The sequence below is a fragment of the Lysinibacillus sp. RU7 genome (genome assembly GCF_057837305.1).
The window spans coordinates 1-26,527 of record NZ_JBYQFK010000042.1; the positions used below are offsets into that span (position 1 = coordinate 1).

General features: G+C 37.2%; 22 protein-coding genes and 1 riboswitch. Of the genes, 15 read left to right on the top strand and 7 right to left on the bottom strand.

Annotation, left to right across the window (positions count from 1 at the left end; translation table 11 throughout):
• Positions 1–378: 378 nt before the first annotated feature.
• Complete coding sequence (locus tag AC3II9_RS20495) at positions 379–885, bottom strand: general stress protein (RefSeq protein WP_489158463.1); 507 nt, start codon at positions 883–885, stop codon at positions 379–381.
• A 972-nt stretch (positions 886–1,857) separates the two neighbouring features.
• Between AC3II9_RS20495 and AC3II9_RS20500 the strand changes: the two genes are divergently transcribed.
• The 3 genes from AC3II9_RS20500 to murG all read left to right on the top strand — a co-directional run bounded on the left by AC3II9_RS20500 (position 1,858) and on the right by murG (position 6,236).
• On the top strand, positions 1,858–3,345 hold the full coding sequence (locus tag AC3II9_RS20500) for a lmo1851 family serine protease (protein WP_489158465.1): 1,488 nt from the start codon (positions 1,858–1,860) through the stop codon (positions 3,343–3,345).
• 158 nt (positions 3,346–3,503) lie between these two features.
• The gene (locus AC3II9_RS20505) at positions 3,504–4,409 is read left to right on the top strand and encodes a CobW family GTP-binding protein (RefSeq protein WP_489158466.1); all 906 of its coding nucleotides are present in this window, start codon (positions 3,504–3,506) and stop codon (positions 4,407–4,409) included.
• Positions 4,410–5,159: 750 nt separating this feature from the next.
• Positions 5,160–6,236, top strand: coding sequence for an undecaprenyldiphospho-muramoylpentapeptide beta-N-acetylglucosaminyltransferase (gene murG, locus AC3II9_RS20510; RefSeq protein ID WP_489158467.1), 1,077 nt, complete (start codon positions 5,160–5,162; stop codon positions 6,234–6,236).
• A gap of 195 nt (positions 6,237–6,431) precedes the next feature.
• Here murG and AC3II9_RS20515 read toward each other — a convergent pair whose 3' ends face one another.
• On the bottom strand, positions 6,432–6,980 hold the full coding sequence (locus AC3II9_RS20515) for a GNAT family N-acetyltransferase (protein WP_489158469.1): 549 nt from the start codon (positions 6,978–6,980) through the stop codon (positions 6,432–6,434).
• Between the two features lie 330 nt (positions 6,981–7,310).
• On the opposite strand from AC3II9_RS20515, the gene dapF reads away from it, so the two are divergent.
• From dapF to AC3II9_RS20565, 10 genes are all read left to right on the top strand, one after another.
• The gene (dapF, locus tag AC3II9_RS20520; RefSeq protein ID WP_489158471.1) at positions 7,311–8,276 is read left to right on the top strand and encodes a diaminopimelate epimerase; all 966 of its coding nucleotides are present in this window, start codon (positions 7,311–7,313) and stop codon (positions 8,274–8,276) included.
• A 19-nt stretch (positions 8,277–8,295) separates the two neighbouring features.
• On the top strand, positions 8,296–10,329 hold the full coding sequence (locus AC3II9_RS20525) for a PAS domain S-box protein (protein WP_489158472.1): 2,034 nt from the start codon (positions 8,296–8,298) through the stop codon (positions 10,327–10,329).
• A 588-nt stretch (positions 10,330–10,917) separates the two neighbouring features.
• Positions 10,918–11,589 carry a response regulator transcription factor gene (locus AC3II9_RS20530; RefSeq protein ID WP_489158474.1) on the top strand — a complete coding sequence of 224 codons (672 nt, stop codon included), beginning with the start codon at positions 10,918–10,920 and terminating at the stop codon, positions 11,587–11,589.
• Positions 11,586–12,986 (top strand): HAMP domain-containing sensor histidine kinase, encoded by a 1,401-nt coding sequence (locus AC3II9_RS20535; RefSeq protein WP_489158476.1) that lies wholly within the window; start codon positions 11,586–11,588, stop codon positions 12,984–12,986. The genes AC3II9_RS20530 and AC3II9_RS20535 overlap by 4 nt, the downstream gene beginning before the upstream one ends.
• Before the next feature lie 235 nt (positions 12,987–13,221).
• Positions 13,222–16,026 (top strand): 2-oxoglutarate dehydrogenase E1 component, encoded by a 2,805-nt coding sequence (locus tag AC3II9_RS20540; protein WP_489158478.1) that lies wholly within the window; start codon positions 13,222–13,224, stop codon positions 16,024–16,026.
• A 98-nt stretch (positions 16,027–16,124) separates the two neighbouring features.
• Positions 16,125–17,354 carry a 2-oxoglutarate dehydrogenase complex dihydrolipoyllysine-residue succinyltransferase gene (odhB, locus tag AC3II9_RS20545; RefSeq protein WP_489158480.1) on the top strand — a complete coding sequence of 410 codons (1,230 nt, stop codon included), beginning with the start codon at positions 16,125–16,127 and terminating at the stop codon, positions 17,352–17,354.
• A gap of 412 nt (positions 17,355–17,766) precedes the next feature.
• Positions 17,767–17,953, top strand: a riboswitch (Lysine riboswitch).
• Positions 17,954–18,054: 101 nt separating this feature from the next.
• The gene (locus tag AC3II9_RS20550; protein WP_489158482.1) at positions 18,055–18,906 is read left to right on the top strand and encodes a transporter substrate-binding domain-containing protein; all 852 of its coding nucleotides are present in this window, start codon (positions 18,055–18,057) and stop codon (positions 18,904–18,906) included.
• A gap of 76 nt (positions 18,907–18,982) precedes the next feature.
• Positions 18,983–19,711: an amino acid ABC transporter permease gene (locus AC3II9_RS20555; RefSeq protein ID WP_431030203.1), complete on the top strand. Its 729-nt coding sequence runs from the start codon at positions 18,983–18,985 to the stop codon at positions 19,709–19,711.
• Between the two features lie 20 nt (positions 19,712–19,731).
• On the top strand, positions 19,732–20,466 hold the full coding sequence (locus AC3II9_RS20560) for an amino acid ABC transporter ATP-binding protein (RefSeq protein WP_489158484.1): 735 nt from the start codon (positions 19,732–19,734) through the stop codon (positions 20,464–20,466).
• Positions 20,467–20,762: 296 nt separating this feature from the next.
• Positions 20,763–20,960 (top strand): DUF6501 family protein, encoded by a 198-nt coding sequence (locus AC3II9_RS20565; protein ID WP_391369895.1) that lies wholly within the window; start codon positions 20,763–20,765, stop codon positions 20,958–20,960.
• Positions 20,961–21,035: 75 nt separating this feature from the next.
• On the opposite strand, the gene AC3II9_RS20570 is transcribed toward AC3II9_RS20565, so the two are convergent.
• From AC3II9_RS20570 to AC3II9_RS20585, 4 genes are all read right to left on the bottom strand, one after another.
• Complete coding sequence (locus AC3II9_RS20570; protein ID WP_489158486.1) at positions 21,036–22,142, bottom strand: toxic anion resistance protein; 1,107 nt, start codon at positions 22,140–22,142, stop codon at positions 21,036–21,038.
• Positions 22,139–22,780 carry a 5-bromo-4-chloroindolyl phosphate hydrolysis family protein gene (locus tag AC3II9_RS20575; protein ID WP_489158488.1) on the bottom strand — a complete coding sequence of 214 codons (642 nt, stop codon included), beginning with the start codon at positions 22,778–22,780 and terminating at the stop codon, positions 22,139–22,141. The genes AC3II9_RS20570 and AC3II9_RS20575 overlap by 4 nt, the downstream gene beginning before the upstream one ends.
• 94 nt (positions 22,781–22,874) lie before the next feature.
• A complete protein-coding gene (locus AC3II9_RS20580) occupies positions 22,875–23,156 on the bottom strand; it encodes an acylphosphatase (protein WP_489158490.1) in 282 nt (93 codons plus the stop codon).
• A gap of 105 nt (positions 23,157–23,261) precedes the next feature.
• Positions 23,262–24,989 carry a methyl-accepting chemotaxis protein gene (locus AC3II9_RS20585; protein WP_489158492.1) on the bottom strand — a complete coding sequence of 576 codons (1,728 nt, stop codon included), beginning with the start codon at positions 24,987–24,989 and terminating at the stop codon, positions 23,262–23,264.
• Between the two features lie 124 nt (positions 24,990–25,113).
• Between AC3II9_RS20585 and AC3II9_RS20590 the strand changes: the two genes are divergently transcribed.
• Positions 25,114–25,425, top strand: a complete 312-nt coding sequence (locus AC3II9_RS20590; protein ID WP_489158493.1) for a DUF1033 family protein — start codon at positions 25,114–25,116, stop codon at positions 25,423–25,425.
• 216 nt (positions 25,426–25,641) lie between these two features.
• On the top strand, positions 25,642–25,842 hold the full coding sequence (locus tag AC3II9_RS20595; RefSeq protein WP_036158806.1) for a cold-shock protein: 201 nt from the start codon (positions 25,642–25,644) through the stop codon (positions 25,840–25,842).
• A gap of 113 nt (positions 25,843–25,955) precedes the next feature.
• On the opposite strand, the gene AC3II9_RS20600 is transcribed toward AC3II9_RS20595, so the two are convergent.
• Positions 25,956–26,147, bottom strand: a complete 192-nt coding sequence (locus tag AC3II9_RS20600; RefSeq protein WP_489158495.1) for a hypothetical protein — start codon at positions 26,145–26,147, stop codon at positions 25,956–25,958.
• Positions 26,148–26,527: the final 380 nt, after the last annotated feature.

Below are 26,527 nucleotides of genomic sequence, written 5' to 3' on the forward strand. Positions count from 1 at the left end.
ATAATTTTTTAAAAATAAGAATCAAGAAATTGGGTTAGTCTAAGCTCTTGAAAAAATCGATTTATGAAATTGATTCACTTGTAAAAATAAGTATATTTTTAGTTACTCTTTGTCCGTGTGGATCATTATACTATAAGAAATATTCAGTTGATGGCTAACCTAAGCTTTAAAAATCTCGTCTACTTCTCTTTTGATTGTTTCGATCGGCATATTCTCATCGAGTTCTAATTGTTCAAAAGTGAACGTTCAAAAAGCTACGGTATCTGAGGAAAACATTACCGTATCCAGTCTCAATCGTGCAGTGAACGGTTAAAAAACATTTTTTAGCCTAGATGCAAGCAAATAAGGGAATAAGCTCGGTGAAGAGTCATAGTTATTTTATGAAATTCTTTTAAAATCTTTATTCATACAGGATTGCTTTAATTTTTTATTTTTTAACAAGTATCTAATATCAGCGCTGTTATCGTATGAAAGTTGAATATAAAAATAATTAATGTACTCTATAACTGCAAAGATATAAATAAAGAATGCGATTGCTAATCCGCCTAATGGCAATGAAGGATACCGTTTTATAACATCAAAGGTGAAAGCAATAATCGGGATTATAATTAGTTTTTTACAAAGATGTAACTGTCGAACTAGCTTAATAGGGGTTTTAGCTGTATTCTCATTTCTAAGTGTTTTCAATTTTACATACCAATAAATTGTTCCTTGGAGCAGAAGAAGTTCTAAAAGGATGAAAGATGCCCCAAATGAATATAGCGAATATAATTGTAGATTAGGATATGTATAATTAAGTAGATAACTAATAAAAACAAACGCGAAGATAGAAGTTAATTCACCTGAATATAAATAGGCTAACCTTTTTTCTAATTTTTTCTTCAACTTTAGTACGCATCTCCTAATAGGTTATTTTTACTTAGAAATATAAAAAGAAAATTAAATTTTATATGTAAACCAACTTAAGATGTTTTAAATATGATGAGATTATAACATAGTAAAGTATTTATTGGTATTAAACTGGAAATCAAGAGCGGATAAGGCTAACCATTAAATAATAAATATGAGTGTGTCTATGCAGCGACTCGTCTTATCTGTGTACATTTTTAGCTGAAAAAATGAACGATTTTATTCAAAATCAAGTGCGCTACGAAGAGTTACTGTGTTAAAAAAGAGAGAAATGTACTAAAAAAAGAACTTCGCGTGGGGAGAGAAAAAAGCGTTTTTTGAATAGGAAATGAACATAATCAGGCCTTTTTGAAAGACTGTATCGTAGATTAAAATGAATCGGTACACGTCTTTAGGATGTAGTCATCTGTAAAAAATAATAAATTCTTCTTTAATTGTGATCGCAATAAAAGGTGACGTGCAATTTTTTTATAAAACGAATCACACGCTCACTTCAAAAAAGCGACTAAATCTCAATTGGTCGTTTTTGATATACAACTTAATTGTAGATAAGTGCCATTTAGGTAAATAGACCTGATTTGACACATATTTTAAAATAAGTTGTATCTCGTTTTCGCTATGTGACACAATCGAGGTATGAAAATGATTGATACCAATTGTTAGCAGTAAAATAATTGCTTTTGTTTTCAATCTAAAGCGGAGCCATTTTTAGTTATAGTGAAGATTGCATGGAGATGTAGCGATTCAAGATGAGACGTTTATCATCGAAGGCGTTTCGTTCGTACCTATGTTTAGATCAACGATACATAATATCCGACACTAATAAACGTTTTTTTCATTTTTCTGCGAAACTTTATAAAAAAGTTAACGTCTTTCCTTTTCGGAAGGCATGCAAACTGTTAATATGTTATATAGCATGCAATGCAAGTTAGAGAGTGGTGAAATTCAATGGATGAACAAAAACGAGAGGAAGAAATGAAGGAGCAACCAGTAAAGCCAGCGGGGAAATTTTTACGTATAAAGCCGTTTGCACTGATCATGCTAATCTTCCTAACAATTTTATTAACAGCAGGTTTAACAATTTTAGCTCTTACATTTGGTGACAAGAAAGTGGTAGAAGTAAAAGTACCTGTAGAACGCGGGGAATTTACAAGATTATACGATGCGTTTGATGAATTAAAAGATAATTATTATGTTGAGATTGATGAAGAAGCAGTTATCTCAGGTGCGATTAATGGCATGTTTGACGCACTAGATGATCCATATACAGATTACATGAATACGACTGAAGCAAGTCATTTTAACGAAGGTTTATCTTCAAGCTTCCAAGGAATTGGAGCAGAAATTCAAGAACGTAACGGCTATATTGTCGTCGTATCGCCAATTAAAAATTCACCGGCTGAAAAAGCGGGACTTTTACCGCAAGATATTATTTTATCTGTTGATGGTGAAAGTATTCAAGGAATGACAGCGACGGAAGCGGTGTTGTTAATTCGTGGTGAAAAAGGAACACCGGTGACATTAACAGTACAGCGCGGTGAAGCAGAGCCAATGGAAATGACCATTGTGCGTGATGATATTCCGATTGAAACAGTTTACGGTGAAATCGATGACGATAAAATGGCTCATATTCAAATTACATCATTTAGCGAGCAAACATATGACGAGCTTGTAGCCATTTTAGACGAATTAGAAGCACAAGGTATGGAAGGGATTGTGTTGGATGTACGCCAAAATCCAGGTGGCTATTTAACAGCAGCGATTGATATTGCGAGTTTATTCCTGGAAGAAGGTCAACCAATTATACAAGTGCAAGGTCGTGCTGGTGAGCCGGAAGTGTTTAAAGCGGAAGGCGGCAAAAAATTCACACAACCTATTACCGTGTTAATCGATGAAGGAAGTGCCTCTGCTTCTGAAATTTTAGCGGCAGCACTACATGAATCGGGCAATGTTGAGGTCATTGGTGTGAACTCGTTCGGTAAAGGAACGGTACAAACAGTTAGCTACTTAAAAGACGGTTCTAACTTAAAGTTCACAACAGGTAAATGGTTGACACCAAAGGGGAACTGGATCAATGAAAAAGGGGTAACACCTACGATTGAAGTACAGTACCCAAGTTATGCATCCTTATCATATGTTGACCCGGCAACTGAATTGTCTTCAGGTATGAATAATAAAATGATTGAAGCAGCAGAAGGTATGTTAGAAGCTTTAGGCTATAACCCAGGTGAAGTAGACGGGAAATTTGATGCGAATACAGCAAGTGCAGTAAAAGCGTTCCAAAAAGCACGAGAGCTAGAACAAACAGGTATTTTAGTTGGAGACACGACATATGCACTAATGGATGCATTACGTGACAAAATTAAACAAGAAGATCCAATGGTATTAAAAGCAAAAAACGTGCTATTAGGAACTGAAGAAGCACAAGCTGAATAATGGTAGAGGAGCCGTCTGAAAAGGCATTTTTAGAAGGCTTCGTTGCGACCACTACAGGAGCAATAGTTCTTAGTAGATATTGATTAAAAAATGAAGGGGGTGTCAGGAAAGTTTTCGCTTTTCTGGACAGCCCTTTTTCTATAGAGGAAGTGTTTACATTGAAAGACGTATATTTATTTAGTGGTTTTTTAGGTAGCGGAAAAACATCCATGTTAACGGATGTCATTCGTCAATTAAAGGAGCAAGGGTTAAAACCAGCTGTCATCATGAATGAGCTGGGGAAATTAAATTTTGATTCACAAGCAGTAGAAGAGGATGTGCCTTTAAAAGAAATGTTAGAGGGCTGTATTTGTTGCTCAGGGGCAGAAAAAACAGAAGCACAAATTCAATCGCTTTTACATGATGCCCAGTTTGATGTACTGATCATTGAAACAACAGGGGCAGCTCATCCTGTAGAAGCGTTAGATGCGGTATACTCACCGCTCTTTGCCAATCAGTTGAATATTAAAGGCATTGTGACGGTCGCTGATAGCAAGCTGTGGTTAAATCGTACAACGTTATCCCCACAAGCGCGTTCGCTATTTCTAGAGCAAATCCGCCATGCACATTTATTACTTGCGAATAAGATGGATTTACTGACAGAAGCCGAGCAAGCGCAAGTGGTATATGAGCTACAAAGCTTTAACCCGAATGCGTTTATTTTACAAACGACGAATGGGAAAGTGCCGTTTTCATTGTTACAAAATATGCAATCGACTGTACGGACAGATAAAAGTAACATCATCTCTGCAAAAATTGGACAAAGCTTTAATTTAAGTTCACGTTTAGTGGAATTTACCGAAAGCTTTACACAAGAGCAGTTTGAAGAGTGGGTACGTAGCTTGCCGCAATCTGTGTACCGCATGAAAGGGTATGTACCGATTCAAGGGATTAAAAACCCGATGCTATTCCAATATGCTTACGGTATGGTGCAGTGGCTACCTGAGTACATTAAAATGCCGGCAAGCCTTGTGATCATTGGTGAAAATATAAAAGACGTAGCGATTATTGGAACGGAAAGTTAGAATAATTGTATGAAGGCGTATAAATCGGAAAACTTCATATGTGTCATGTTGTAGCGAGGGCAATTATTGTCCTCGCTTTTTCAGTCAAAAGTATAAATTTTTATTTTGTTAGAACCATACTGTAATGACCGTTAATCGGTATTAATACATTGTAAATGGTTTGTTGGAGCTGCATATTATGCTACAATTGTCGTTGTGATTAAAAACTTCATAACATATAATTAGTATTAGTTATCATGTATAATCCAAAAAATATTATGCATATACACAATAATCTAAAATATACGAATTGTACGCAATGTATATTTTTATCCAGCCAAACATATTAAACGAAATAGAAATGCCGACATGACATCTGCTTAATAAAGATGTATGTCTTTTATGATGAGATAATAAAGGGTCAATACCCAAATATGTTCTTGATTTAAAAATGTAGGATTCTAAAAGCACATGGAGTGAAGGGCGGCGACTCCAGCGGGAAAAGCTGTAGAAGAACAAAGGCTAAAACCGTCACGTCCTGTGACAACGCCTTTGTGACCAACATCATGTTGGCCCGAGACCCCGCAGGAAATTTATTTGCGACGAAAGCGCAGCGACAGGAGCAGCGAAGAATGAGCGACGAGGAGGCTCGACCTCGCCCGCGGAAAGCGTCCGCCCGTAACGGAATGTGTGGTCAAGTACACGTCTTGATGAAGAACCATAATAAGTGATGATAATTAGTGGATTTGTGGAAAGAATAGGAGAATGTTTGTGAAAGATAAATCAATTATTTTAACTGGTGGAGGGACAGCTGGGCATGTGTCTTTAAACGAAGCCATCATACCGACCTTGTTGCAGGAGGGGTATAAAGTACATTATATCGGCTCACAGGATGGGATTGAAAAGGAGCTAATCAAAAATGCCTTTCCTGAAGTACCTTATCATGACATTTCGAGTGGGAAGCTAAGACGTTATTTTTCAATGAAAAACTTTACCGATCCATTTCGCGTGTTAGCAGGGGTTGCGCAAGCTTTTTCGGTGATGCGAAAAGTAAAACCGACCGTTGTATTTTCAAAAGGGGGATTTGTTTCAGTTCCGGTCGTAATTGCGGCTAAGTTAGCTAATGTCCCAGTCGTTGTCCATGAATCAGATGTAACACCTGGATTAGCAAATAAATTGGCACTTCCCTTTGCATCACATATTTTTACCGTCTTTAAAGAAACGATGCAGCATTTACCAAACGATAAGGCAACATGCACAGGCTCGATTATTCGCCAACAGTTATTAGAAGGCTCAAAAGCAAAAGGTTTAGCGCTATGTCGATTTGATAAATCTAAAAAGGTGTTACTCGTGATGGGGGGCAGTTTGGGCTCTGTTGTCTTAAACGAAGCGTTACGTGACAATTTACAAGCGTTGTTAGAGGACTTTCAGATTATTCATTTATGTGGTAAAGGAAATGTAGATGAAACGTTACTAGAAGTACCAGGGTATAAACAGTTTGATTATGTAACGGATGAGTTACCACATTTACTATATGCAGCGGATTTCGTCGTTTCTCGGGCAGGCTCTAACTCCATTTTTGAGTTTTTAGTATTGCGTAAGCCGATGTTACTCATCCCGCTATCCGCAGCTAAAAGTCGTGGGGACCAAATTTTAAATGCGCGGATTTTTAAAAAACAAGGCTTTGCACATGTATTAGAAGAAGAAGCACTAACAAAAGACAGCTTTATGAGCTCGATTGAAGACTTGATTCGAGATGAAACCCAAATGATTGATAAAATGCTTGATGCAGAGCCGCCAAAAACACCTAGTGAAATGGTGACATTGATTACTCAATATGAAAAATAAATGATCGTGATGTTTTATTTTTCATTCAAGCATGGAAGTTTCAGTGAATCGTGCGTGTACATTTTGAAAAAACTTTATCATGTTTTACAAAAAAAGAGCAATCTTATGTCAAAATGGAATGTACATAAGATTGCTCTACTCGTATAAAAAGTGTTGTGCATTCAGAATGCCTCTTTTGTACAACACTTGGTCTTTTCACATTGCTTGTTCTTCTTCTTCTGCACGCTCATGCGCAGTTGTTAAATAGAATAAGTCTTTCGGAATTTTAAATAAACTATATTTTAATTCACCTGCATTAATTTCTTCATATAATGCTGGGTGACATTCACGGGCACAGAGAACATACGGGAGTTTTAATGCGGCAGCTTTGGAACGCTCATTTTCTTGGCGGATGCGGAGGAAGACAGTATGGAAGTTATAGTTATAAAATAACTCCGTTAGGAACAAATATTTTGCTTTTTGATTATAGCCTTTTCCTTGATAGGGCTTACCTATCCATGTACCAAGAAAGCCGGCCCCGTCTTGCACATCAAAAATGCTAATTGTTCCGATTGGTTGCCCCCAATCATCCGTAATTGTCCGGGAAATGGTTTTCCCTTGTTGTTCTTCTTCGATTAATTGTTTGGTCATAAACAAGTATTCCTCAGCAGAAGTTGCTTTTTGACGAACATAAGGAAATACAGCAGGGTGTGAAAGTAAATTGTATAGCTCTGTTGTTTCATGAAGGTCTCGCTGTTTTAACATGCAAAACGCCTCCTTTTTAGGATAGTGTAGCCTAGGGTCAGGCAATGATTTCGAACTTGATTCCAACCTAAAAGAAATAGACGTCGAACTATCGTTTTACCGTTAGTTTCCCCTCTATCTTGCTTATGAAAACACAATATCGAAATAGTATTTTGTGCTTTCAGTTTACAACAGAAATATTACCTAATGCAATATAATAGCTCGTAAAAGAGCAAATTTTATATAAATTGTGAATTTAATTCTGAATTATGTGAAAATAATGTGTAACTTTTATTGAATGAAGTTCTATTAAACGATAATATAATTATATATAGTGTGGAGGAGATAGATATGGATATTACTTTACTAAAGGTACATGGTTCGGGTAATACTTTTTATCTGTATGAAACGGGTGATGAGAACGAGTTCGACTGGTCAACACTTGTCAGTTGGTTATGTGATAAGGAGAATGAAGAGGGGGCAGATGGACTGCTCATTGTTTGCCCTTCTCATATAGCAGATGCTAAAATGCGTGTCATCAATGCAGATGGATCTGAAGCATCGATGTGTGGTAATGGTTTACGCTGTGTCGCTCGTTACGTGTGTGAAAAATTAGGTGTAGACGAAGCGGTTATTGAAACAATGAAAGCGAACTTACGTGTAAAAAAGGAGCAACCGTTGTTTAAGCAGTTACCAACATATTCAGTAGAAATTTCCCCTGTATCATTTGCGCTATCCTCATTACCAATGTGGTATAAAGACCAAGATGTGATCATGAATGAAGTAATTGAAGAGTTTTCACCAACGATTCAATTTACAGCTGTATCTGTACCGAATCCACATTTAATCGGGATTGTAGGCGATTATTATATTCAGCATAAGTCTCACCATTTTTTATTGGCACAATACTTAAATTCGGAAAATGAATTTTGTTATGATGGTGTCAATGTAAGTTATGTGTATCCGATGACATCGGACAGTATTTTTGTCCGGACATATGAGCGTGGTGTAGGGTTTACAAATGCATGTGGGACAGCGATGACAGCATCAGCACTAGTCGCTACATTACATGGTATTGTGCAATCGAATAGTGTCACAGTGTATAATCCAGGCGGTTTTGTAAAATGTATCGTTCAACAGGAAAACGAGCGCTATCAATTATTGTTAATTGGGAATGCGACGGTTCAATCAATTTACAAATTAGAGATATTAGGGAATAATTTAAAATGGTTACAGGTTCAATCTACTAATGAACAAGTGGAATATGAAGAATGTATCCATTTTGTAGAGAAGCAAACAAAACCATTTTTCAATTAAGTATAAAGAGGTAGGTGTAATGATGAGCCAATCATTACTTTCAGAAAAACAATTCAATATGTTATTCAGCAAAAGTAAGGACTTTGTATTTTTGTGCAAAAAATTAGGCAATGATTACACCTATGTTTATACAAATCCAGCCGCTAGAAGTATTTTTAATGAAGAGGTTATTGGTAAAAAGCTAACAGAAGTACGGTCTATTGAGCTGACTAATTTAATAGTGAAATATTATAATTTGGCGCTGGAGTTAAATGAGCAGCAAAATTTTCAAGATTATATCACTTTTGAATCGGAAGTACGGAAATATGAAACGACAGTTCTTCCGATTATCCATCGTGAACAGCAATATATATTAGCCATTACAAAAGAGATTGCTTTTGAAAGAGATTTACAAGACAAGTATTTATTTATGCGTAACATCTTTTTCAAAACGCTGTTGTCAACAATATTAGTGTCCAAAGATTTGAAATTACTAGAGGCAAATTCAGCCTTTGTTCAAACATTTAATATCGATATGCAAATCATGCGCGGTCAACACTTTTTAGATTTGAATTTCATTGATAAAGACACGCTGGAGGAGCTACAGCAATATTTGGTCGAAGCTCAACACGGTGGCATGTTTGCCACAAAATTAGTGCACTTTATCGATAGAGAAGGTGTAAAAAGAAGTTTTACAGCCACATTTTCCCCATTAAAGCAGGAAAATGAAGTAGTGGCCGTGTTCATCATTTTACAAGATATTACAAAGTATTTTGAGCAGGAGCAAATGTTGCATCAAACATCTCACATTTTAGAAACATTTAAACGGGCAATGGATTCAGCAGCCGATATATCCATTACGGATATAAACGGAAAAATTGTGGATGTGAATGAGCGATTTTTAAAGCAAACGGGTTATACACGAGAAGAGATTATCGGTAATACACATCAAATCGTGAATTCTCGTTATCATCCGCCTGAATTTTTCCAAAATCTTTGGGCCACGATTCGGAATGGTAATGTATGGCATGGAGAAATTTGCAACCATGACAAGTACGGTGTAACGTATTGGAACGAAACGACCATCATTCCGTTAAATGATATAGAGGGCAATATTACGCAATATTTAGGGATTCACTTTAATGTTTCGGAAAAGAAGCGTGTCATGACGCAACTGCGCAATATTGAGCGTACATTCCGCGTGATTACGGAAAATACAAATGATTTAATCATCATCACGGATGAAGACGGTATTATAAGTTATGCATCGCCTTCATATGTGCGCTTACTTGGTTACGAAGAAGAAAAATTACTTGGTAAGTTTTATGCGCAACTATTGGCCGGGGAGAGTGTCCCGAAATGGCAAACCGTTCTTGAAGGGTTTCATGACAATACACGTGAACAAAAGGTAGAGCTTAAATTACAGGGGAAACACGGAGAACTGTTTTGGACAGAAGGGCATTATAAGGTTGTCTATAGCAACGATTACAATGGAATGAATCAGCTTATTATGCTTTCTCGAGAAATTACAGAGCGTAAAAAACGCGAAAGTATTTTAATGTTTATGGCGTACCATGATAGTTTAACAAATTTACCGAATCGTCGTTATTTAGATAAGGAATTCCCGCACTTACTCGAAAAAGCGCGCTCAAAATATGAGTCGATTGCGATTGTGTATATTGATGGGGATAATTTTAAAGAAGTAAACGATTGTTATGGGCATGATGTAGGAGATCAATTTATTTGTCAGTTTAGCAATGCTTTAGTAAAGAGTGTGTCGCTTGATAATTTAGTCGTTCGTGTAGGCGGAGACGAATTTGTGGTGATCCTAACGAACTTATCTAGAAATAAAGAGATACGGACGGAACAAGTTCAAACTTTTATTGAGCGCGTTCGCATGCATCTTCACGAAGGATGGGCGATAGGTGAGCACTATTTCCAAACTACAGCGTCGATGGGTGTCGCATTTTATCCAGATCACGGTGAAAAGTTGGAAAAGCTAGTGGACTTAGCCGACCAAGCTTTATGTGAATCAAAATCAAACCAAAAAAATAGCTACAAAATTTATGATTAAATTTTGTATGGAAGGGGGATGTATGAAAAGCTCAAGCTTTCCAAACATCCCTTTCTGCATATTCAAAGCGCTGTTCTTCCAGTAGCGGTATATTAAGGTATCACCATCTACTTTGAAGCGTTTAAAACTGTATGGTTTATAATGACTAAATTTAAAAACATATATTATTATTTGAGTAACTGTTGCTTTCCACAGGTGAGTATCAAGCCTCCGCTACAAGCAACTATTGTTGAATACAATAATTGGTTGCTCAAAAATAATGAGGCATTCTCATTCATTACGGTAGAGGGTGTGCGATTATAAGTACAAACGGAAAGAAAATGATTTCTTTTAGCGAAGGTAACTACTTGTTTAGAATATTTAAGAAGCACTCAACTTTGCCGTAGCGCGCCATAGCCACAGGAGCCGTAACAGGAGATCCAAACAGGCCGCGCCTGTTTTAGCTCCTGTGTAGGCTGTGGCAAAGCGCGGAGGCTATGATACCGCCTTCTCTTAATTCCTCTTGCTATTTTACTTGGTGTTTTTAGGGTGTGTTTTTGCTCATTAAGAGTATATAAATTGAATTTTTTATCAAAAGGAAGAAGTATTATGAAAAAAATATTAATTGTAGAAGATGAAAAGAGTATTGCGCGTTTTTTAGAACTAGAACTGCAGCATGAACAGTTTGAGGTGACGGTTTGTCATGATGGCAGGAATGGATTAGAAACGGCTTTAAGCGGAAATTATGAGTGTATCTTATTGGATGTCATGTTGCCGGGGCTGAACGGGATTGAAGTGTGTCGCCGTATTCGGAAAGAGTCTGATGTGCCCATTATTTTATTGACAGCACGTGATGCGGTACTAGACCGGGTTGCAGGACTGGATGCAGGAGCAGATGATTATATTGTAAAGCCGTTTGCGATAGAAGAGTTATTAGCCCGTATTCGCACAATTTTTAGACGCATACAGCCAAAATTAGAGAACGATCAAAAATTAACTATTCGGGACTTATGTATTGACACGACTGCTTATGAAGTCGTTTTTGAAGGGCAGAAGCTTGAACTGACACGAACGGAGTATGATTTGTTAAAACTACTTGTAGAACAAAAAAATAAAGTATGTACAAGAGAACTGATTTTAGAACATGTATGGGGATATGAAACAGAAGTTGAAACGAATGTCGTCGATGTTTATATTCGTCATTTGCGAGCCAAACTGAAAACGGAAAAGACCCCATATATTGAAACCGTTCGCGGAGTAGGGTATGTGATGCGTGAATGAACATCAAGGATCGGTTAAAGCACCAGTCTTTAAAAACAAAATGGATGCTAACGACAGGAGTGGCGATTTTAATTTCATATGCTGCCATTTGTATCGTTATTTTCATTGCACTACATACGTGGTTATTAGCCAATGAAGAGAAAAATGCACTTCGGACAGTGGATGACATGTCATCATTTTTTGCTTCACAAGGTGTAACTGTTACAATACAGGATCTTCGAAATCAAACCGGTTTAATGAAGGCGATTTTAAATCAAGATCAAACTGTACGTTTATACCAGCTTGATGGAAAGGAAATATTACAAATTAATAATACGTCACCTGCTGCGAATTTAGCTATTTTCTTTTCATCGCCAAATGAAACGATGATTGATGAAACGACTTTAGATGGGCGAGATGTTTATGTCATGCATCGACTTGTGCAGATTGGACCGATACAATATGTGTTACAACTTGTGCATCCATTAACAGCGTTTCAATCCATCACGAGGTATATATTCACAACGATGCTCATGATGGGGGTAGGGGCAGTATTGTTAGCGGCGATTATTAGTTATTATGCATCCAATGTGCTGATTAGGCCACTGCGCCAGCTGCGTAATTCGATGATAGCTGTGAAGGAGCAAGGTTTTGAAACAAAGGTTGATTTTGAGTATGATGCGAAAGACGAAATAGGGGATTTACTCAGGATCTATGAATCGATGCTCCATGAGCTGAAAATTTCGTTTAACAGGCAACAGCAATTTATATCGAATGCGTCGCACGAGCTAAGAACCCCTATTCAATCGATGGAAGGGCATTTATCGTTAATGAAACGCTGGGGAAAAAATGACCCTGACGTATTAGAGGAGTCACTCGATACAACACTAAATGAATTGGCGCGTATGAAACAGATTATGGAAGAACTGCTTCAGCTTGCTCGAAAGGAATCAATAGCAGAAAATGCTAGTACAGATGTAGAAGCTGTCGTTCGGCAAGTATCGACAGAATTGCAGTTTATTTATGAAGAAGTAACGTTTGATACAAGTGTTGTAGGACAGCCTAAGCATGCAGCGATATCGAATGAGGCATTGTTACAAATTATACGAAACCTATATGAGAATAGTATTCGGTACAATGAAAATGTGCCGTATATTAAAACGTTAATTCATTATGAGAGTGATCATGTGTATATTGAAATTTCTGATAATGGTATTGGCATTGCAGAAGAACATTTGCCATATATATTTGACCGTTTTTACCGCGTCGATGATGCACGTGTACATGTGGAAGGGAGCACGGGGCTAGGATTAAGTATTACGAAAATGCTCATGGATAAGTATGGAGGAGAAATGGAAGTGCACAGTCAAATGGGAAAAGGTACCGTCTTTTTATTGCGCCTTGTCATAAAAATGTAACAAATTGTACAAATTTTTTTTGTTTTTTAATAGTTCGCGAAAAAAATTGCTTATTTTGCTAAAAAGAGTTGTATTTTTTGTGAAGAGTAGTAAGATTGAGATGGAAAAAACGTTCTTGTGTGCAAAGCATTATGAATGATTTTATAATGGCACTTAGAATGGTAAAATATTATACAGATTTATTTTAATTAATAAATGGAACTGCCGATAAGGCACAAGTTGGAGGTTATTTTTCATGTCGAACAATGTATACTCTGCAGGTTCCCCTTGGTCAGCATTTGCTGGTCCAAACTTAGGTTATGTTTTAGAGCAATATGACCTATACCTGCAGTCTCCTGAAGAAGTAGAGGCAGAATTAGTCGCGCTATTCCAAAGTTATGGTGCGCCACAAGTAGAAGGTGTTGATGTAACTGTTCAAGCAACTGGTGCAACACAAGGTGACTATCGCAAAGTATTAGCAGCAGTACGTTTAGCTGATGCAATTCGTAGTTATGGGCATTTAGCAGCAGATCTTTACCCATTAAAAGACCGCAAACTAGATACTTCTCGTATTGATGAAAGCGCATACGGTTTATCAGCAGCTGATTTAGCTGAAATCCCAGCGAGTGTTTTCTTTAAAGAAGTACCTGCTGGTGTGAAAAACGGGAAAGAGGCTATCGACTTCTTAAAGTCTGTATATACAGATAAAATTGCATTTGAATACAATCAAGTATCAAATGATGAAGAGCGTGCTTGGATTCAGTCACAAATCGAATCAGGTGCATTAAAGGCAGCACTTTCAAATGATGAGAAAAAAGTGATTCTTGAACGTTTAACACGTGTTGAAAACTTTGAAAAGTTTATTCATAAAACATTTGTAGGCCAAAAACGCTTCTCTGGAGAAGGTTTAGATACACAAATTATCTTATTAGACGAAATTTTAAAAACAGTCGAAAAAGACAAGTTAGAAAATGTTCGTATCGGTATGGCACACCGTGGTCGTTTAAATGTATTAACACACATTTTAAACAAACCATACGACATGATGTTCTCTGATTTTGCTCACGTTTCAAATGATTTATTCTTACCAGAAGATGGTCGTTTAGAAATTACAAAAGGTTGGACAGGGGATGTAAAATACCATATGGGTGCATCTTACACTCGTGACTCTGGTATGAATGTGAAATTAGCTTACAACCCATCACACTTAGAAGTAGCAGCACCAGTAGTATTAGGTACAACTCGTGCAGTTCAAGATGATACAACAAAACCAGGCGCAGTGGAATTCAAACCACAAAAAGCTTTAGGTATTATTATCCATGGTGACGCTGCATTCCCAGGACAAGGGATTGTAACAGAAACATTAAACTTTGCGAAAACAGAAGGGTTCACTACTGGTGGTACAGTTCACATTATCGCAAACAACATGATTGGTTTCACGACGGAACATTATGATTCACGTTCTTCTGTGTATTCTTCTGACCCTGCAAAAGGCTATGAAGTACCAGTCGTTCATGTGAACGCAGATGCACCAGAAGCAGTAGCACAAGTAGGTCGCTTCGCTGCAGCGTACCGTCAAAAGTTCGGGAAAGATATCGTAGTTGACTTAATTGGTTATCGCCGTTACGGTCATAACGAAACAGATGACCCAACAGTAACAAACCCAGATACTTACAAATTAGTAGCGAAACATGATGTAATCCGTGTATTATACGGTACGGAGCTTGCGAACGCAGGTTTAGTAACGATGGATGAAATTCAAGCATTAGATGCGAAAATTTATGCGGAAATGCAAGCTGCTTATGATCATGTAAAAGCAATGGCTGAAAAAGACGAGCATGCTCATCTTGAAATGCCGGAAGAAGTAAAAGTTTCATTCCCTCAAATCGATACAGCGGTTGGTGTAGAGCGTTTAGAGAAAATTAATGAAGAATTACTTCAATTTGAAGCAGGTTTTGAGCCACAAAACAAGCTTGGTAAAATTTTAGAAAAACGCCGTGAAGCTTTCGCGACAGAAAAAATCGATTGGGGTCATGCGGAAACATTAGCATTTGCTACAATTATCCAAGATGGTCACCCAGTTCGCTTTACTGGTCAAGACGCACAGCGTGGTACGTTCTCACAACGTCACTTAGTATTACACGATAAAAACAATGGTCAGTTATTTACACCATTGCACCATATTTCAGGTGCGAACGCATCATTTACAGTGCACAACTCACCGCTTACTGAAGCCGGCGTTGTAGGCTTTGAATATGGATATAACCTTGAAAACCCTAACGTATTATCGATTTGGGAAGCACAATTTGGTGACTTTGCAAACATGGCACAAGTAATGTTCGATAACTTTATTTCAGCTGCTCGCTCGAAATGGGGTCAAAAATCAGGGTTAGTGATGCTATTACCACACGGATATGAAGGACAAGGTCCAGAGCACTCTTCAAGCCGTATGGAGCGTTTCTTACAGTTATCAGCTGAGAACAACTGGTTCGTAGTAGATTGCTCTAATGCAGCAAACTACTACCACTTATTACGTCGCCAAGCTACTATGTTAGGCACTGAAGGTGTACGCCCATTAGTTGTTGTTTCACCAAAATCTTTACTTCGTCATCCACTTGCAGCAGCGTCAGCTGAAGAGTTAGCAAATGGCAAATTCCGCGAAGTAATCGAACAGCCAACGACGGGTAAAAACGTAGAAGCAGTTGAAAAAATCTTACTTGCTACTGGTAAAGTAACGATTGACCTTGCAGATCGCGTAAAAGAGGGTGAAGGCTTCGATCACTTACACATCGTACGTGTAGAACAGCTTTACCCATTCCCAGCAGAGCAAGTGAAAGAAATCATTGCTCGTTATCCAAATGCAAAAGAAATCGTATGGGTACAAGAAGAGCCGAAGAACCAAGGTTCTTGGAACTATGTGCTGGAACATTTATATGAATTAGCTGAAGGTAAAAAAGTTCGTTATGTAGGTCGTCCTGCAATGAGCTCAACTTCTGAAGGCGACGCAGATTCACATAAAACAGCTCAAGCTGCATTAGTAGCGGAAGCTGTATCAAAATAATATAATAAATTTTGTGAATAATGGGCTACTTCCCGAAGTAGCCCGCCCATTTGCTTTATACTAAAACAGCAAATGGTATATCAAAGGAGGATATTAAAGTGGCTGAAATCAAAGTCCCTGAACTAGCAGAATCTATTACAGAAGGTACAATTGCCCAGTGGGTGAAAAAAGTTGGAGATCGCGTAGAAAAAGGCGAATTCATCGTAGAATTAGAAACAGATAAAGTAAACGCTGAAATCATCTCTGAAGAAGCAGGGGTATTAAAACAAATTTTAGCTGAAGAAGGCGATACAGTACTTGTAGGTCAAGTAATCGCAGTAGTAGAAGCAGGCGAAGGTGCAGCACCAGCACCAGTAGCTGAAGCAGCACCGGCACCAGAAGCACCAAAAGCGGCGGCAGCACCAACACCAGTTGTGGAAGAAACTTCAGGTGAGCGCGTAGTAGCTTCTCCAGCAGCTCGTAAATTAGCACGTGAAAAAGGCATCGATTTAGCGGCTATCTCACCAGTAGATCCACAAGGACGTGTACGTGTACAAGACGTAGCAGCACATGGCACTGCACCAGCGGCTCCTGTAGCAGCACCAGTGGCAGCAACAGGTCCAGTGATTTTCACACCTGTAGCTGAGACAGACCGTGTAACAATTGAGAAAATGTCTCGTCGTCGTCAAACAATCGCAAAACGTTTATTAGAAGTAAAACAATCAACAGCGATGTTAACGACTTTCAACGAAATCGACATGACAAACATCATGGCATTACGTAAACGTAAACAAGAGCAATTTGTAAAAGATAACGACATCAAACTTGGTTTCATGTCATTCTTCACAAAAGCGGTTGTAGCAGCACTTAAGAAATATCCTTATGTAAATGCACAAATCGTTGGTGACGAAATTCACTTAAATAACTTCTTTGATATCGGTGTAGCTGTATCAACGGAAGAAGGTTTAGTAGTACCAGTTGTACGCGATGCAAACGCGAAAAACTTCGCGCAAATCGAAAAAGATATCGCAGAGTTAGCAGCAAAAGCGCGCGACAAAAAATTAGGCTTAAACGACATGGCTGGTGGTTCATTTACAATCACTAACGGTGGTGTATTCGGTTCATTAATGTCAACACCAATCATGAACGGTACACAAGCTGGTATCCTTGGTATGCACTCAATCGTAAACCGTCCAGTAGCTGTAAACGGCGAAGTTCAAATCCGTCCAATGATGTACGTGGCACTTTCTTATGACCACCGTATCATCGATGGTAAAGATTCTGTAGGCTTCTTAAAAACAGTTAAAGAGTTAATCGAGAACCCAGAAGATTTATTATTAAATTCATAATGAATACAGTGAAAGCCTCTAACAAATTTTGTTAGAGGCTTTTTGTATTTTGATATCGTATCATCAGATTGAAAAAATAAATGAGAATAACGCAATTTGTTATATCGGTGAAGACGATTATTCAATCCGCCGTATAGCTATTATAAGCAGCGATAAGAAGAATTAGCGCAGTTAGTCATATAGAAGTGTTAGCTAATCATATATTTTTATGTGTCAGTCGAGGTTATCGCGACATTAGTCCTGTTATAAGATTTTACTGAGGTGTGAATCAAACACTTGAATTAAATGGAAATATCCGTGAAATTAAGCATTTTTGAGTATATTTATTCATGTGTCAGAAAAATGAATATTGACACAAAAATTAGAATGTTGTAATATTCTATTATCAATTTAATAATTAAGCCTCACAATCTCGTGAGGTAGAGGCGCGGTATTTATTAGTTTTTCATAGAGTTTAGAGCGAACGATGAAATGAAAGAGAAGGAAATATCGCCGAAGTGTGTTTGTAGGCTCACTACGATACACTGGGTTTGCAATGAACAATTGCAGGACTGTCTTGTTTGATTTTTCCCGTTCATTCAAGGTGTGCTATCTCAATATGGGAACTAGAGGATATGGGCTAATAATAATTATGCGACCTTACGTTCTTCTAAGGTCGCTTTATTTATTGCCTAAACTATTAGAAAAAGGAGAGAATTGTATGAAAAAGAAGCTAGTAGTACTAATGGCTGCAATGATGACTATGTTAGTTCTTGCAGCATGTGGATCTGATGACGGTAAAACAGGGTCATCGTCAGACGCGAATGAAAAAGAAGAAAGCAATGTATTACGTATTGGAATGGAAGCGGGTTATGCACCATTTAACTGGACTCAAATGGATGATTCGAACGGTGCAGTAAAAATTGATGGTTCAAATGAGTATGCAGGCGGTTATGATGTAGAAATCGCTAAAAAGGTAGCCGCAGAGCTTGGAAAAGAGTTAGTCATTGTGAAAACGGAGTGGGATGGTTTAGTACCAGCACTTCAATCAGGTGTAGTAGATGCGATTATTGCAGGGATGAGTCCAACAAAAGAGCGTAAAGAGTCAATTGACTTCACAGAAAACTACTATACTTCTGATTTTGTTATGGTAGTAAAAAAAGGTGGCGCTTATGAAAAGGCTAAAACATTAGCTGATTTTACGGGAGCAAAAATTACAGCACAATTAAATACAACAAACTACGATGTAATTGATCAAATTCCAGGCGTGAAAAAAGAAGTAGCGATGGATAATTTCCCAGCAATGCGTGTAGCAGTTGAAACAGGTGCAGTTGATGGTTATGTAGCGGAGCGCCCAGAAGCGATTTCTGCAGCAGCAGCAAATAGCAACTTCACTTATACTGAACTAGAAGAAGGCTTTGAAGTGTCTGAAGAGCAAGTATCAGTAGCAATCGGAGTTCGTAAAGGCGATTCAAACAAAGATAAAATGAACGAAATTTTAGCAGGCATCTCAGAAGAGGAACGCCAAACATTAATGGAAGCAGCGATTGCCAACCAACCAGCACAACAATAATAAATGAAACTAGCCGCACAAAATTTGGCGGCTAGTTTATTTAAAAGACAGTGATACGGCTGTTAGGAGGATTTTTATGAGTTTAGAGACCATTCTCTCAATATTACAAAATAACTGGCCAATGTTTTTACGTGGCGCGTATATGACATTAGCTATCGCAATTATTAGTACAATTATTGGTGCTCTGATCGGATTTTTTATCGGTATTATGCACACCATTCCGGTACGTAAGCGTTCCATTAAAAGTGTAGTACTAAAAGTGTTTAACTTTCTCTTAACGGTTTATGTGGAAGTATTCCGTGGCACACCAATGATTGTACAGGCGATGGTTGTATTCTACGGCCTTTATGCATACGGGGTTGAATTAGACCGCTTTGTAGCAGCGCTTGTGGTTGTCGGTTTAAATACAGGTGCTTATATGGCCGAGATTGTACGCGGTGGTATTGTATCCGTCGATAAAGGGCAATATGAGGCAGCTCAAGCGATTGGTATGAATCACTTCCAAATTATGATTTATGTTGTGTTACCACAAGTAGCACGCAACATTTTACCTGCTACAGGGAACCAGTTGGTAATGAATATTAAAGATACGGCTGTACTGAATGTAATCAGTGTAACGGAGCTATTTTTCCAGACAAAATCCGTTGCAGGTGCGAATTTTAAATTTGCGGAAAGCTTCTTTATCGCAAGCTGTATTTATTTAATTATGACATTTACCGCTACACGCTTACTTCGTTGGATGGAGCGTAAATTAGATGGTCCGAATTCTTATAAAGTTGAACAAACGACAACGAAAGAAAACTAATTAGATAAGGGGCATCAATTATGGAAACTGTAATAGAAATTAAACATTTAAGTAAGTCATTTGGTCAGCATGAAGTATTAAAAGACGTAAACTTCAATGTGCGTAAAGGTGAGGTTGTTTGTTTAATCGGTTCTTCTGGATCGGGTAAATCAACATTATTACGTTGTATTAATTTACTTGAAAAACCAAGTGGTGGCGAAATTATTTATAAAGGCGAAAATATTTTAGATGACAAGCATGATATTGAAAAATATCGTACCCATTTAGGAATGGTGTTTCAACAATTTAATCTATTTAATAATTTAGATGTGCTTGGTAATTGCATTGTTGGTCAGCAAAAAGTATTAAAGCGCTCTAAAGCAGAAGCTACGGAGAAAGCATTAAAATACTTAAACATCGTCGGGATGGATAAATACAAAAATGCAAAACCTCGTCAATTATCAGGTGGTCAAAAGCAACGTGTTGCGATTGCCCGAGCATTAGCAATGGACCCAGATGTGATGCTGTTTGATGAGCCGACATCTGCACTCGATCCAGAAATGGTAGGGGAAGTATTAAAAGTAATGCGTATGCTTGCGGATGAAGGGAATACAATGCTCATCGTTACACATGAAATGGAATTTGCCCGTGAAGTATCTGACCGAATTGTCTTTATGGACAAAGGGGTGATTGTAGAAGAAGGGCATCCAGATCAAGTACTCGTAAATCCACAGCATGAACGGACAAAAGAATTTTTAAAGCGTACATTAAAGTAAAAAAAATCGACAAGGCGTAAGCTTGTCGATTTTCATTATTTACGAGAATTCCATTCTGATATGAGTATAAATATAATAGCAAATGCAAATGCAATAGCGAAAAACCATGCAGGGATATTACCAAATGCCATAAAATCACCTCTACTCTCTAGTGTAGCATGTTAGAAGTTTCTCAGTATAGTAAAAGTACAATATTTTTACTGAATTACACGTTTCAGTACACAATCAGCCAAAAATCGTTTAAAATAAACTATAGATGTTAGAGAAGATTTCTCTATAAAAAGTGAGGTATCATAATGTTACATTTAAATTGGAAAGACGCACCAACGATTCGTACAGTAAAATGTGTACACACAAATGCATCAAAGTATTTAGTATCAAATGTATTAACAGTTGGTAAAGAATACGAAGTGAAAAATGAAACAGAAGAATTCATTTTCGTCATCGATAACACAGGAAAAGTTGGCGGTTATTACAAAGAGTATTTTGAATAAAAGAGAAAAGCCGGTTCGCATGCGGAATGTGAACCGGCTTTTAGTTGGTAGAACGCTAAATAATGATATTTTATATTATATAAGTGTAGATTCGGTTTGTTTCCGTTTTTCGTTAGCTACTGCTTGGACACGTAGCGTTTCTTCCAAGTCTTGCAGTAGTTTAAGCTGTGTTTCTTTAAAGTGGTCGACCGCTTCGTGTGTAATACCTGTACCTGACCGCTTTATGTCTTTCGATGTAATACTCGCCATTTTTGCGTTTTTACGCATTAATTCGTCGGAAGCTTTTAGGAGTCTTTCCTGTGCAGCATTTGCCCGGCGTTGCTGATTCATGCTAAGAAGCATAGATATTTGCGATTGCCAAAGGGGGATTGTAGACATAACCGACGTTTGAATTTTATCAATGAGCATTTGATGTGTCTGTTGAATCATCCGAATTTGCGGAGCAGACTGAATGGCGATTTCACGAGAAATTTCTAAATCATATATGCGACGATCCATCCATTCCAACCGCATATACCAATCTTGCAATTCTTGTTGGACCATAGGATTTTCACTTGTACTGGCTGTTTGCTGCATAGCAGGGAGTATGTGATGCTGAATTTCGTGTCGCTTCCTTTCACCCGCTGCAATATAAATATTGATCTCATGAAAATAATCTTCATTTAATTTATAAAGTTCATCTAGCATAGCAAAATCAGCAAGCAAGCCTTCCTTTGCATGTGATAGCTTAATACCTAAGCGCTCGATATGTTTACTTAGGCGTCTATAATTAGACATTGTTTGTTGGATAGAAGCTGTTGGCCGATTAAATAATTTCCCCAAAAAGCTCTTTTTGTTTTCAATTAATGCATCTGGATTGATTTGGTCGAGCTGTTCCATTAATTGAAATAAAATATCACCAATTGCTGAAGTATCTTTTCGTTGAACATGTATTAATAATTTAGTTGAAAAGTTTTTTAAAGCTTGTTGTGCAAGCTTTCCAAAAGAAATAATTTCTTCATAATTTTTAATCTCGAGCTGTCCGGCTAAATCCAGTGCACGTTTTTGATTTAGTGGACTAAGCGCTGAAAATAGGGGAGTAGCAGAGTTGCTCTGTAATTGTGCTTCATATTCTTGTTTTGCTACTTCTGCTAATTGGCTACCTGACGATATAAAGGCGTCAAATGGGTTTTCTTGTATCATTCACCGCCACCGCCAATTTTTTCTCGACTTTGTTCATTTGCAAGCTTTGCAAAATCAAGTTCAATTTTTAATTGGTCAATATCTGATTGAAGCGCTAATTTTAAGTCGTTTTCAATTGTTCCATGTAAATCTTTTAACGTTTTCCGCGTATCTTCTAATGCTATATGAATGTCAGTACCTTTTACTTGCTCTTTTGTGAGTAACGTATATTTATCTGCCAATTCCACCGCTGACGGTAGGTGAGCATAGAAGAAATCTTCGACTGCATAAAACTTTTGTGGGTTTGTATGGACGATATTGATAATACGTTTAGCTACTTTATTTGTTTCGTTGAGTAATTTGAATGATTTAATAGAGCGAACACGAACGTATTGCTGTGTTAAATTAGTTAGTTGTTCTCGTGCGAGCTTTATCTGTTCGTCAATATGTTTGTATTCTTCTTTTGTCATTCCTAACTCTTTCCTACGCTTTCTTTTTTGGCTAGCTAAAATAAGCTTATTACTCATATAATATCCACCTATTAGTACGGCTAGGCCAAATAATCCTACCTCAAAATTCACAATGGAAATTATAAGAAGAGCAGAGCTAATGAAAAAGTTGAAAGCGTGTCGCGTGATAAAATGCATGGCACTTAACATAGTTTGTACCTCCAATCAAAACGTTTCTAATATATACGGTGTAAGTGATATAAAAGTTTCACCACCTCATCATATCATAAGAAAAAGCCGGATATTAAACAATATCCGACTGCATTCCTTTATAGCCTTTTAGGTCGTCAAACACTTCGAGTGTAAACTGATTGGATGCTGCTTGTAAGCTAACCCCTTTTTGCACAAAGTGAATAAATTCATCGACAGCATTTGTACGGCCTTCTACTTCCACTTCGAGTTGGTTGTTGCTATTTAACTGGCAGTATCCTTTTAAACCTAATTCAATCGCTTTTTGTTTAATGAAAAATCGATGACCAGTACCTTTTACATCTCCAAAAAATATAACTTTTACACGTTTTTCCATGATTACTCACCCTTTAAAAAGTAAGTGAAGCATTCCTTTACTTACTTATAAATTGTTAAGCTAAAATAATTGTTTTTTACTAATCAACATATAGACTGCATTGTATTACATTGATTCACGTTCTTTACGGATTGAGTCGATTAATTGGTTAATATAGTACAGTACTTGATTTGAAGCTTGTTCAATTTCTTTTAAATGCACTTCAGCTTCCGAAATTTGGTTGTTATTATACGCAACGACTGCTGCCTTTGCTGAGTTGTGTACTTGTTCATGGTAACGATCTAGTTCACGATAAGATGAGTGTGCACCGAATCGGTTGCGTGTTTTATCTGAGAAGTACCATTTCCCAAGACGACATTCTTTATGTGATGATACGTCAGATGGCGTTAGTTGTTCTAAACCTAAGAACATATTATATACTTTCCACTTCCATAGAATATGGTCTGCTTTTGAAAGTTGTAGGAGGGCAATGCTTGATAACTGTATATTACTGTTATCGACAATATCTACGCGGAAGCGGTTAATTTCCTGACCTAATAAGTGAATATCACGAGATGTACTTGCTCCGTGAATGCGAATTTCTTCTTGTAGTTGTGAAATATGCATCATACGAGCCGATACTTCATCAATCGCTGCTGCTTGTTGTTCAGATACAGCCGCTGTATTTGTGACATCAATATTAATACTTTCAATCGTATCAACGATGGAATTAAGTAAAGGTAAGGATTCTTTTGCCTCATTCGTTGCTTCTTTAATAATACCTGTTGTTTCTGTAATCGATTTTGCAACGGAATTGGAGTAGCTTTTAAGGGATTGTACGTTTGTTGACACTTCACTCAGGGCATTTACTGTACTTTCCGCTAATTTACGAACTTCTTGTGCAACAACAGCAAATCCTTTTCCGTGTTCACCAGCACGTGCTGCCTCAATGGATGCATTGAGTGCTAGTAAATTTGTTTGATCCGCAATTTGGTTAATTAATGTTACGACACTTTCGATATCGTTCACGTGCTTTTGTAGGTCTTTGAAGCTTGCTACAATGGACGTAAATGTTTCTTCAGTTGTAAAAATTTCAATCAGTGCCTGCTCAATGGATTCTTTTCCTTTTACGGCATTTTCAACGGATTCGTTCGTTTTCTCCGCGATATTACTTGATGAGCGGGCAATTTCGTTTATCGAAGCCGCTAATTGTTCTGCAGCTGCAGTAGATGTAGAAATTTCGTCAGTTTGGTGATCAAGGCTCATGATTAAGTCTTTCATATACATGATTTTTGCATTGACATCCATTAATGAAGCAATTTCTTCCACCACATTTTCTATAATACGTTCTGTCATTACTTCCACTAAAATTTCTTGATCAATATTCACGGCAGCAGATACAGATTTCATATAGTCAAATGCTTTAAAAGGCTTTAAAGCGAAATTATATAAAAGGTGTGTGTTTACATAAAAAGAGAATTGATTGAATACAACAATGAGCTTGCCTGGTTCAAATTTACAACGACGTAGGAAATCAAAAAATCGAACTGTGTGATCGATATAAGTATCATTTCGTTCTGCAAGGAAGAATTGATTTAAATACGCATCGATGTGTGCCTTTGAAACAGGGTTTTTACCGGCTGGTGCAATCTCATCCAAGTATTTTGAAAAAATCTCATTCATTGTTGGTGTACTCTGTTTAAGACGTTCATAAATCTCTTTTAAATTTTGCTGATCTTGTAAGTTAAAATGATTAAAGGCTAAAGTTTGTTTAAAACGTCCTGTGGCATTTAAGTCTGTACCACGTGCAAATAATAAATCAAGATCGGCTTTTGGTTTAAAGGCTGAAAACATATTTAGTGGAATACCTCCCAGAATATACTTATACAATATTTTACCACACGCTAAGTTGTAATAATAGACATACTATAACATTCTGATAAAATACAATAATATAGAAAAGAAAGGGTTGTCGATCGTGTATAAAATTATTTATATGAAGGCGGATTTTGAACCATGGTGGCTATTTGAAGGATGGGAGTCCCATATCGTGTCGACATACCAGTATGAGACGAAAGAGGAGTATGAGAGTGCACTAAAAAAACTGTTAGCGAAATTACGCGCACAATTTGAACATGAAGAAATACGCAAAGAACAATTTATTGCATTTTGGAATGAAGAGGATTGCGAATTTTGTGAAGGTTGTGATGAAGACGTCCAAATTTTTCACGGGCTTATTTTAGAAGCACCTAGTCTAAATATAAAAGAAATGTATAATTTACAGAAATAAAAGAAAATTTTCTAAAAAGACTAAAAAATTGTTTGACATAGTGTTAAATGATGGTATAATTAAATCAACAATAAAATTGCTTGACCGGAATACAGATTCACATATTACAAAGAGTGATCGGTAATTTTGACGGTACTCTTCGTAATATGTGAATTTTTTCATTCAGGTAAAGAAATTCCATATTGTTAACATTTATTTTTTTGGAGGTTTTCTCACATGAAACAAGGTACAGTAAAATGGTTTAACTCAGAAAAAGGCTTCGGATTCATCGAAGTAGAAGGCGAAAACGATGTATTCGTACACTTCTCAGCAATCCAAGGCGAAGGTTTCAAAACTCTTGACGAAGGTCAAAAAGTTGAGTTCGAAGTTGTAGATGGCAACCGCGGACCACAAGCTGCTAACGTAATTAAACTTTAATTCTCAGCAATTAAACAATAAGTATGTTAATTCAAGACATTCCACACTGTGGAATGTCTTTTCCTGTATTTAGGAAGATTTTTTGTTAGGAAGTGCTATAGGAATGATTTTCATCATTGGTGCTTTTTTGGGACTGTCTTCACTCTTTTCTCAGCAATCATTAATACGATCACAGCAATGACACACCAGAAGGCAAATAACAATGAATCCATCCAGTTATGAAACAGATGTCCATCAAAATTGAAAAATTGATGAATGAAAAAAGCTGCAATAAATAATCCAATGAAAAATACATTGCGGTTCATAAACTCTTCCTTTCCAGGCTTTTATTTTTATAAATAAGGGATAAAAAAGAGTTCTAATGAAGATCAAATGCTAATTTTAGGTCCGTTAATTTTTCACCCGTAAGTATTTGAAATAGTTCTGCTGATTTACTTTTATTTAATTTACCATACTTATGTTCATTTGTTATTATCAGTTCCGCTTTATCTGTACTTACCCACAGTTTGTATAACACGGTTATTGCCTCTATTTTAGAATTTTTATATTGAAACTCATAACGAGCAAATTTATATACATATATTATCGGTTAAGTAACCGTTGATTTCCGCTCCATTCGGCTCGCTTTCCACGGGCATGGCTTCAGCCCATACGTGTAAACTTAAGAAAAATTTCATGCAAAAAG

What these genes read in the sequence shown, in the direction of transcription:
- AC3II9_RS20500 (WP_489158465.1), top strand. Translation starts at nt 1,858, where the DNA reads ATGGATGAACAAAAACGAGAGGAAGAAATGAAGGAGCAACCAGTAAAG.
- AC3II9_RS20515 (WP_489158469.1), bottom strand. Translation starts at nt 6,980, where the DNA reads ATGTTAAAACAGCGAGACCTTCATGAAACAACAGAGCTATACAATTTA.
- dapF (WP_489158471.1), top strand. Translation starts at nt 7,311, where the DNA reads ATGGATATTACTTTACTAAAGGTACATGGTTCGGGTAATACTTTTTAT.
- AC3II9_RS20525 (WP_489158472.1), top strand. Translation starts at nt 8,296, where the DNA reads ATGATGAGCCAATCATTACTTTCAGAAAAACAATTCAATATGTTATTC.
- AC3II9_RS20530 (WP_489158474.1), top strand. Translation starts at nt 10,918, where the DNA reads ATGAAAAAAATATTAATTGTAGAAGATGAAAAGAGTATTGCGCGTTTT.
- AC3II9_RS20535 (WP_489158476.1), top strand. Translation starts at nt 11,586, where the DNA reads ATGAACATCAAGGATCGGTTAAAGCACCAGTCTTTAAAAACAAAATGG.
- AC3II9_RS20540 (WP_489158478.1), top strand. Translation starts at nt 13,222, where the DNA reads ATGTCGAACAATGTATACTCTGCAGGTTCCCCTTGGTCAGCATTTGCT.
- AC3II9_RS20550 (WP_489158482.1), top strand. Translation starts at nt 18,055, where the DNA reads ATGAAAAAGAAGCTAGTAGTACTAATGGCTGCAATGATGACTATGTTA.
- AC3II9_RS20555 (WP_431030203.1), top strand. Translation starts at nt 18,983, where the DNA reads ATGAGTTTAGAGACCATTCTCTCAATATTACAAAATAACTGGCCAATG.
- AC3II9_RS20560 (WP_489158484.1), top strand. Translation starts at nt 19,732, where the DNA reads ATGGAAACTGTAATAGAAATTAAACATTTAAGTAAGTCATTTGGTCAG.
- AC3II9_RS20565 (WP_391369895.1), top strand. Translation starts at nt 20,763, where the DNA reads ATGTTACATTTAAATTGGAAAGACGCACCAACGATTCGTACAGTAAAA.
- AC3II9_RS20570 (WP_489158486.1), bottom strand. Translation starts at nt 22,142, where the DNA reads ATGATACAAGAAAACCCATTTGACGCCTTTATATCGTCAGGTAGCCAA.
- AC3II9_RS20575 (WP_489158488.1), bottom strand. Translation starts at nt 22,780, where the DNA reads ATGTTAAGTGCCATGCATTTTATCACGCGACACGCTTTCAACTTTTTC.
- AC3II9_RS20580 (WP_489158490.1), bottom strand. Translation starts at nt 23,156, where the DNA reads ATGGAAAAACGTGTAAAAGTTATATTTTTTGGAGATGTAAAAGGTACT.
- AC3II9_RS20585 (WP_489158492.1), bottom strand. Translation starts at nt 24,989, where the DNA reads ATGTTTTCAGCCTTTAAACCAAAAGCCGATCTTGATTTATTATTTGCA.
- AC3II9_RS20595 (WP_036158806.1), top strand. Translation starts at nt 25,642, where the DNA reads ATGAAACAAGGTACAGTAAAATGGTTTAACTCAGAAAAAGGCTTCGGA.
- AC3II9_RS20600 (WP_489158495.1), bottom strand. Translation starts at nt 26,147, where the DNA reads ATGAACCGCAATGTATTTTTCATTGGATTATTTATTGCAGCTTTTTTC.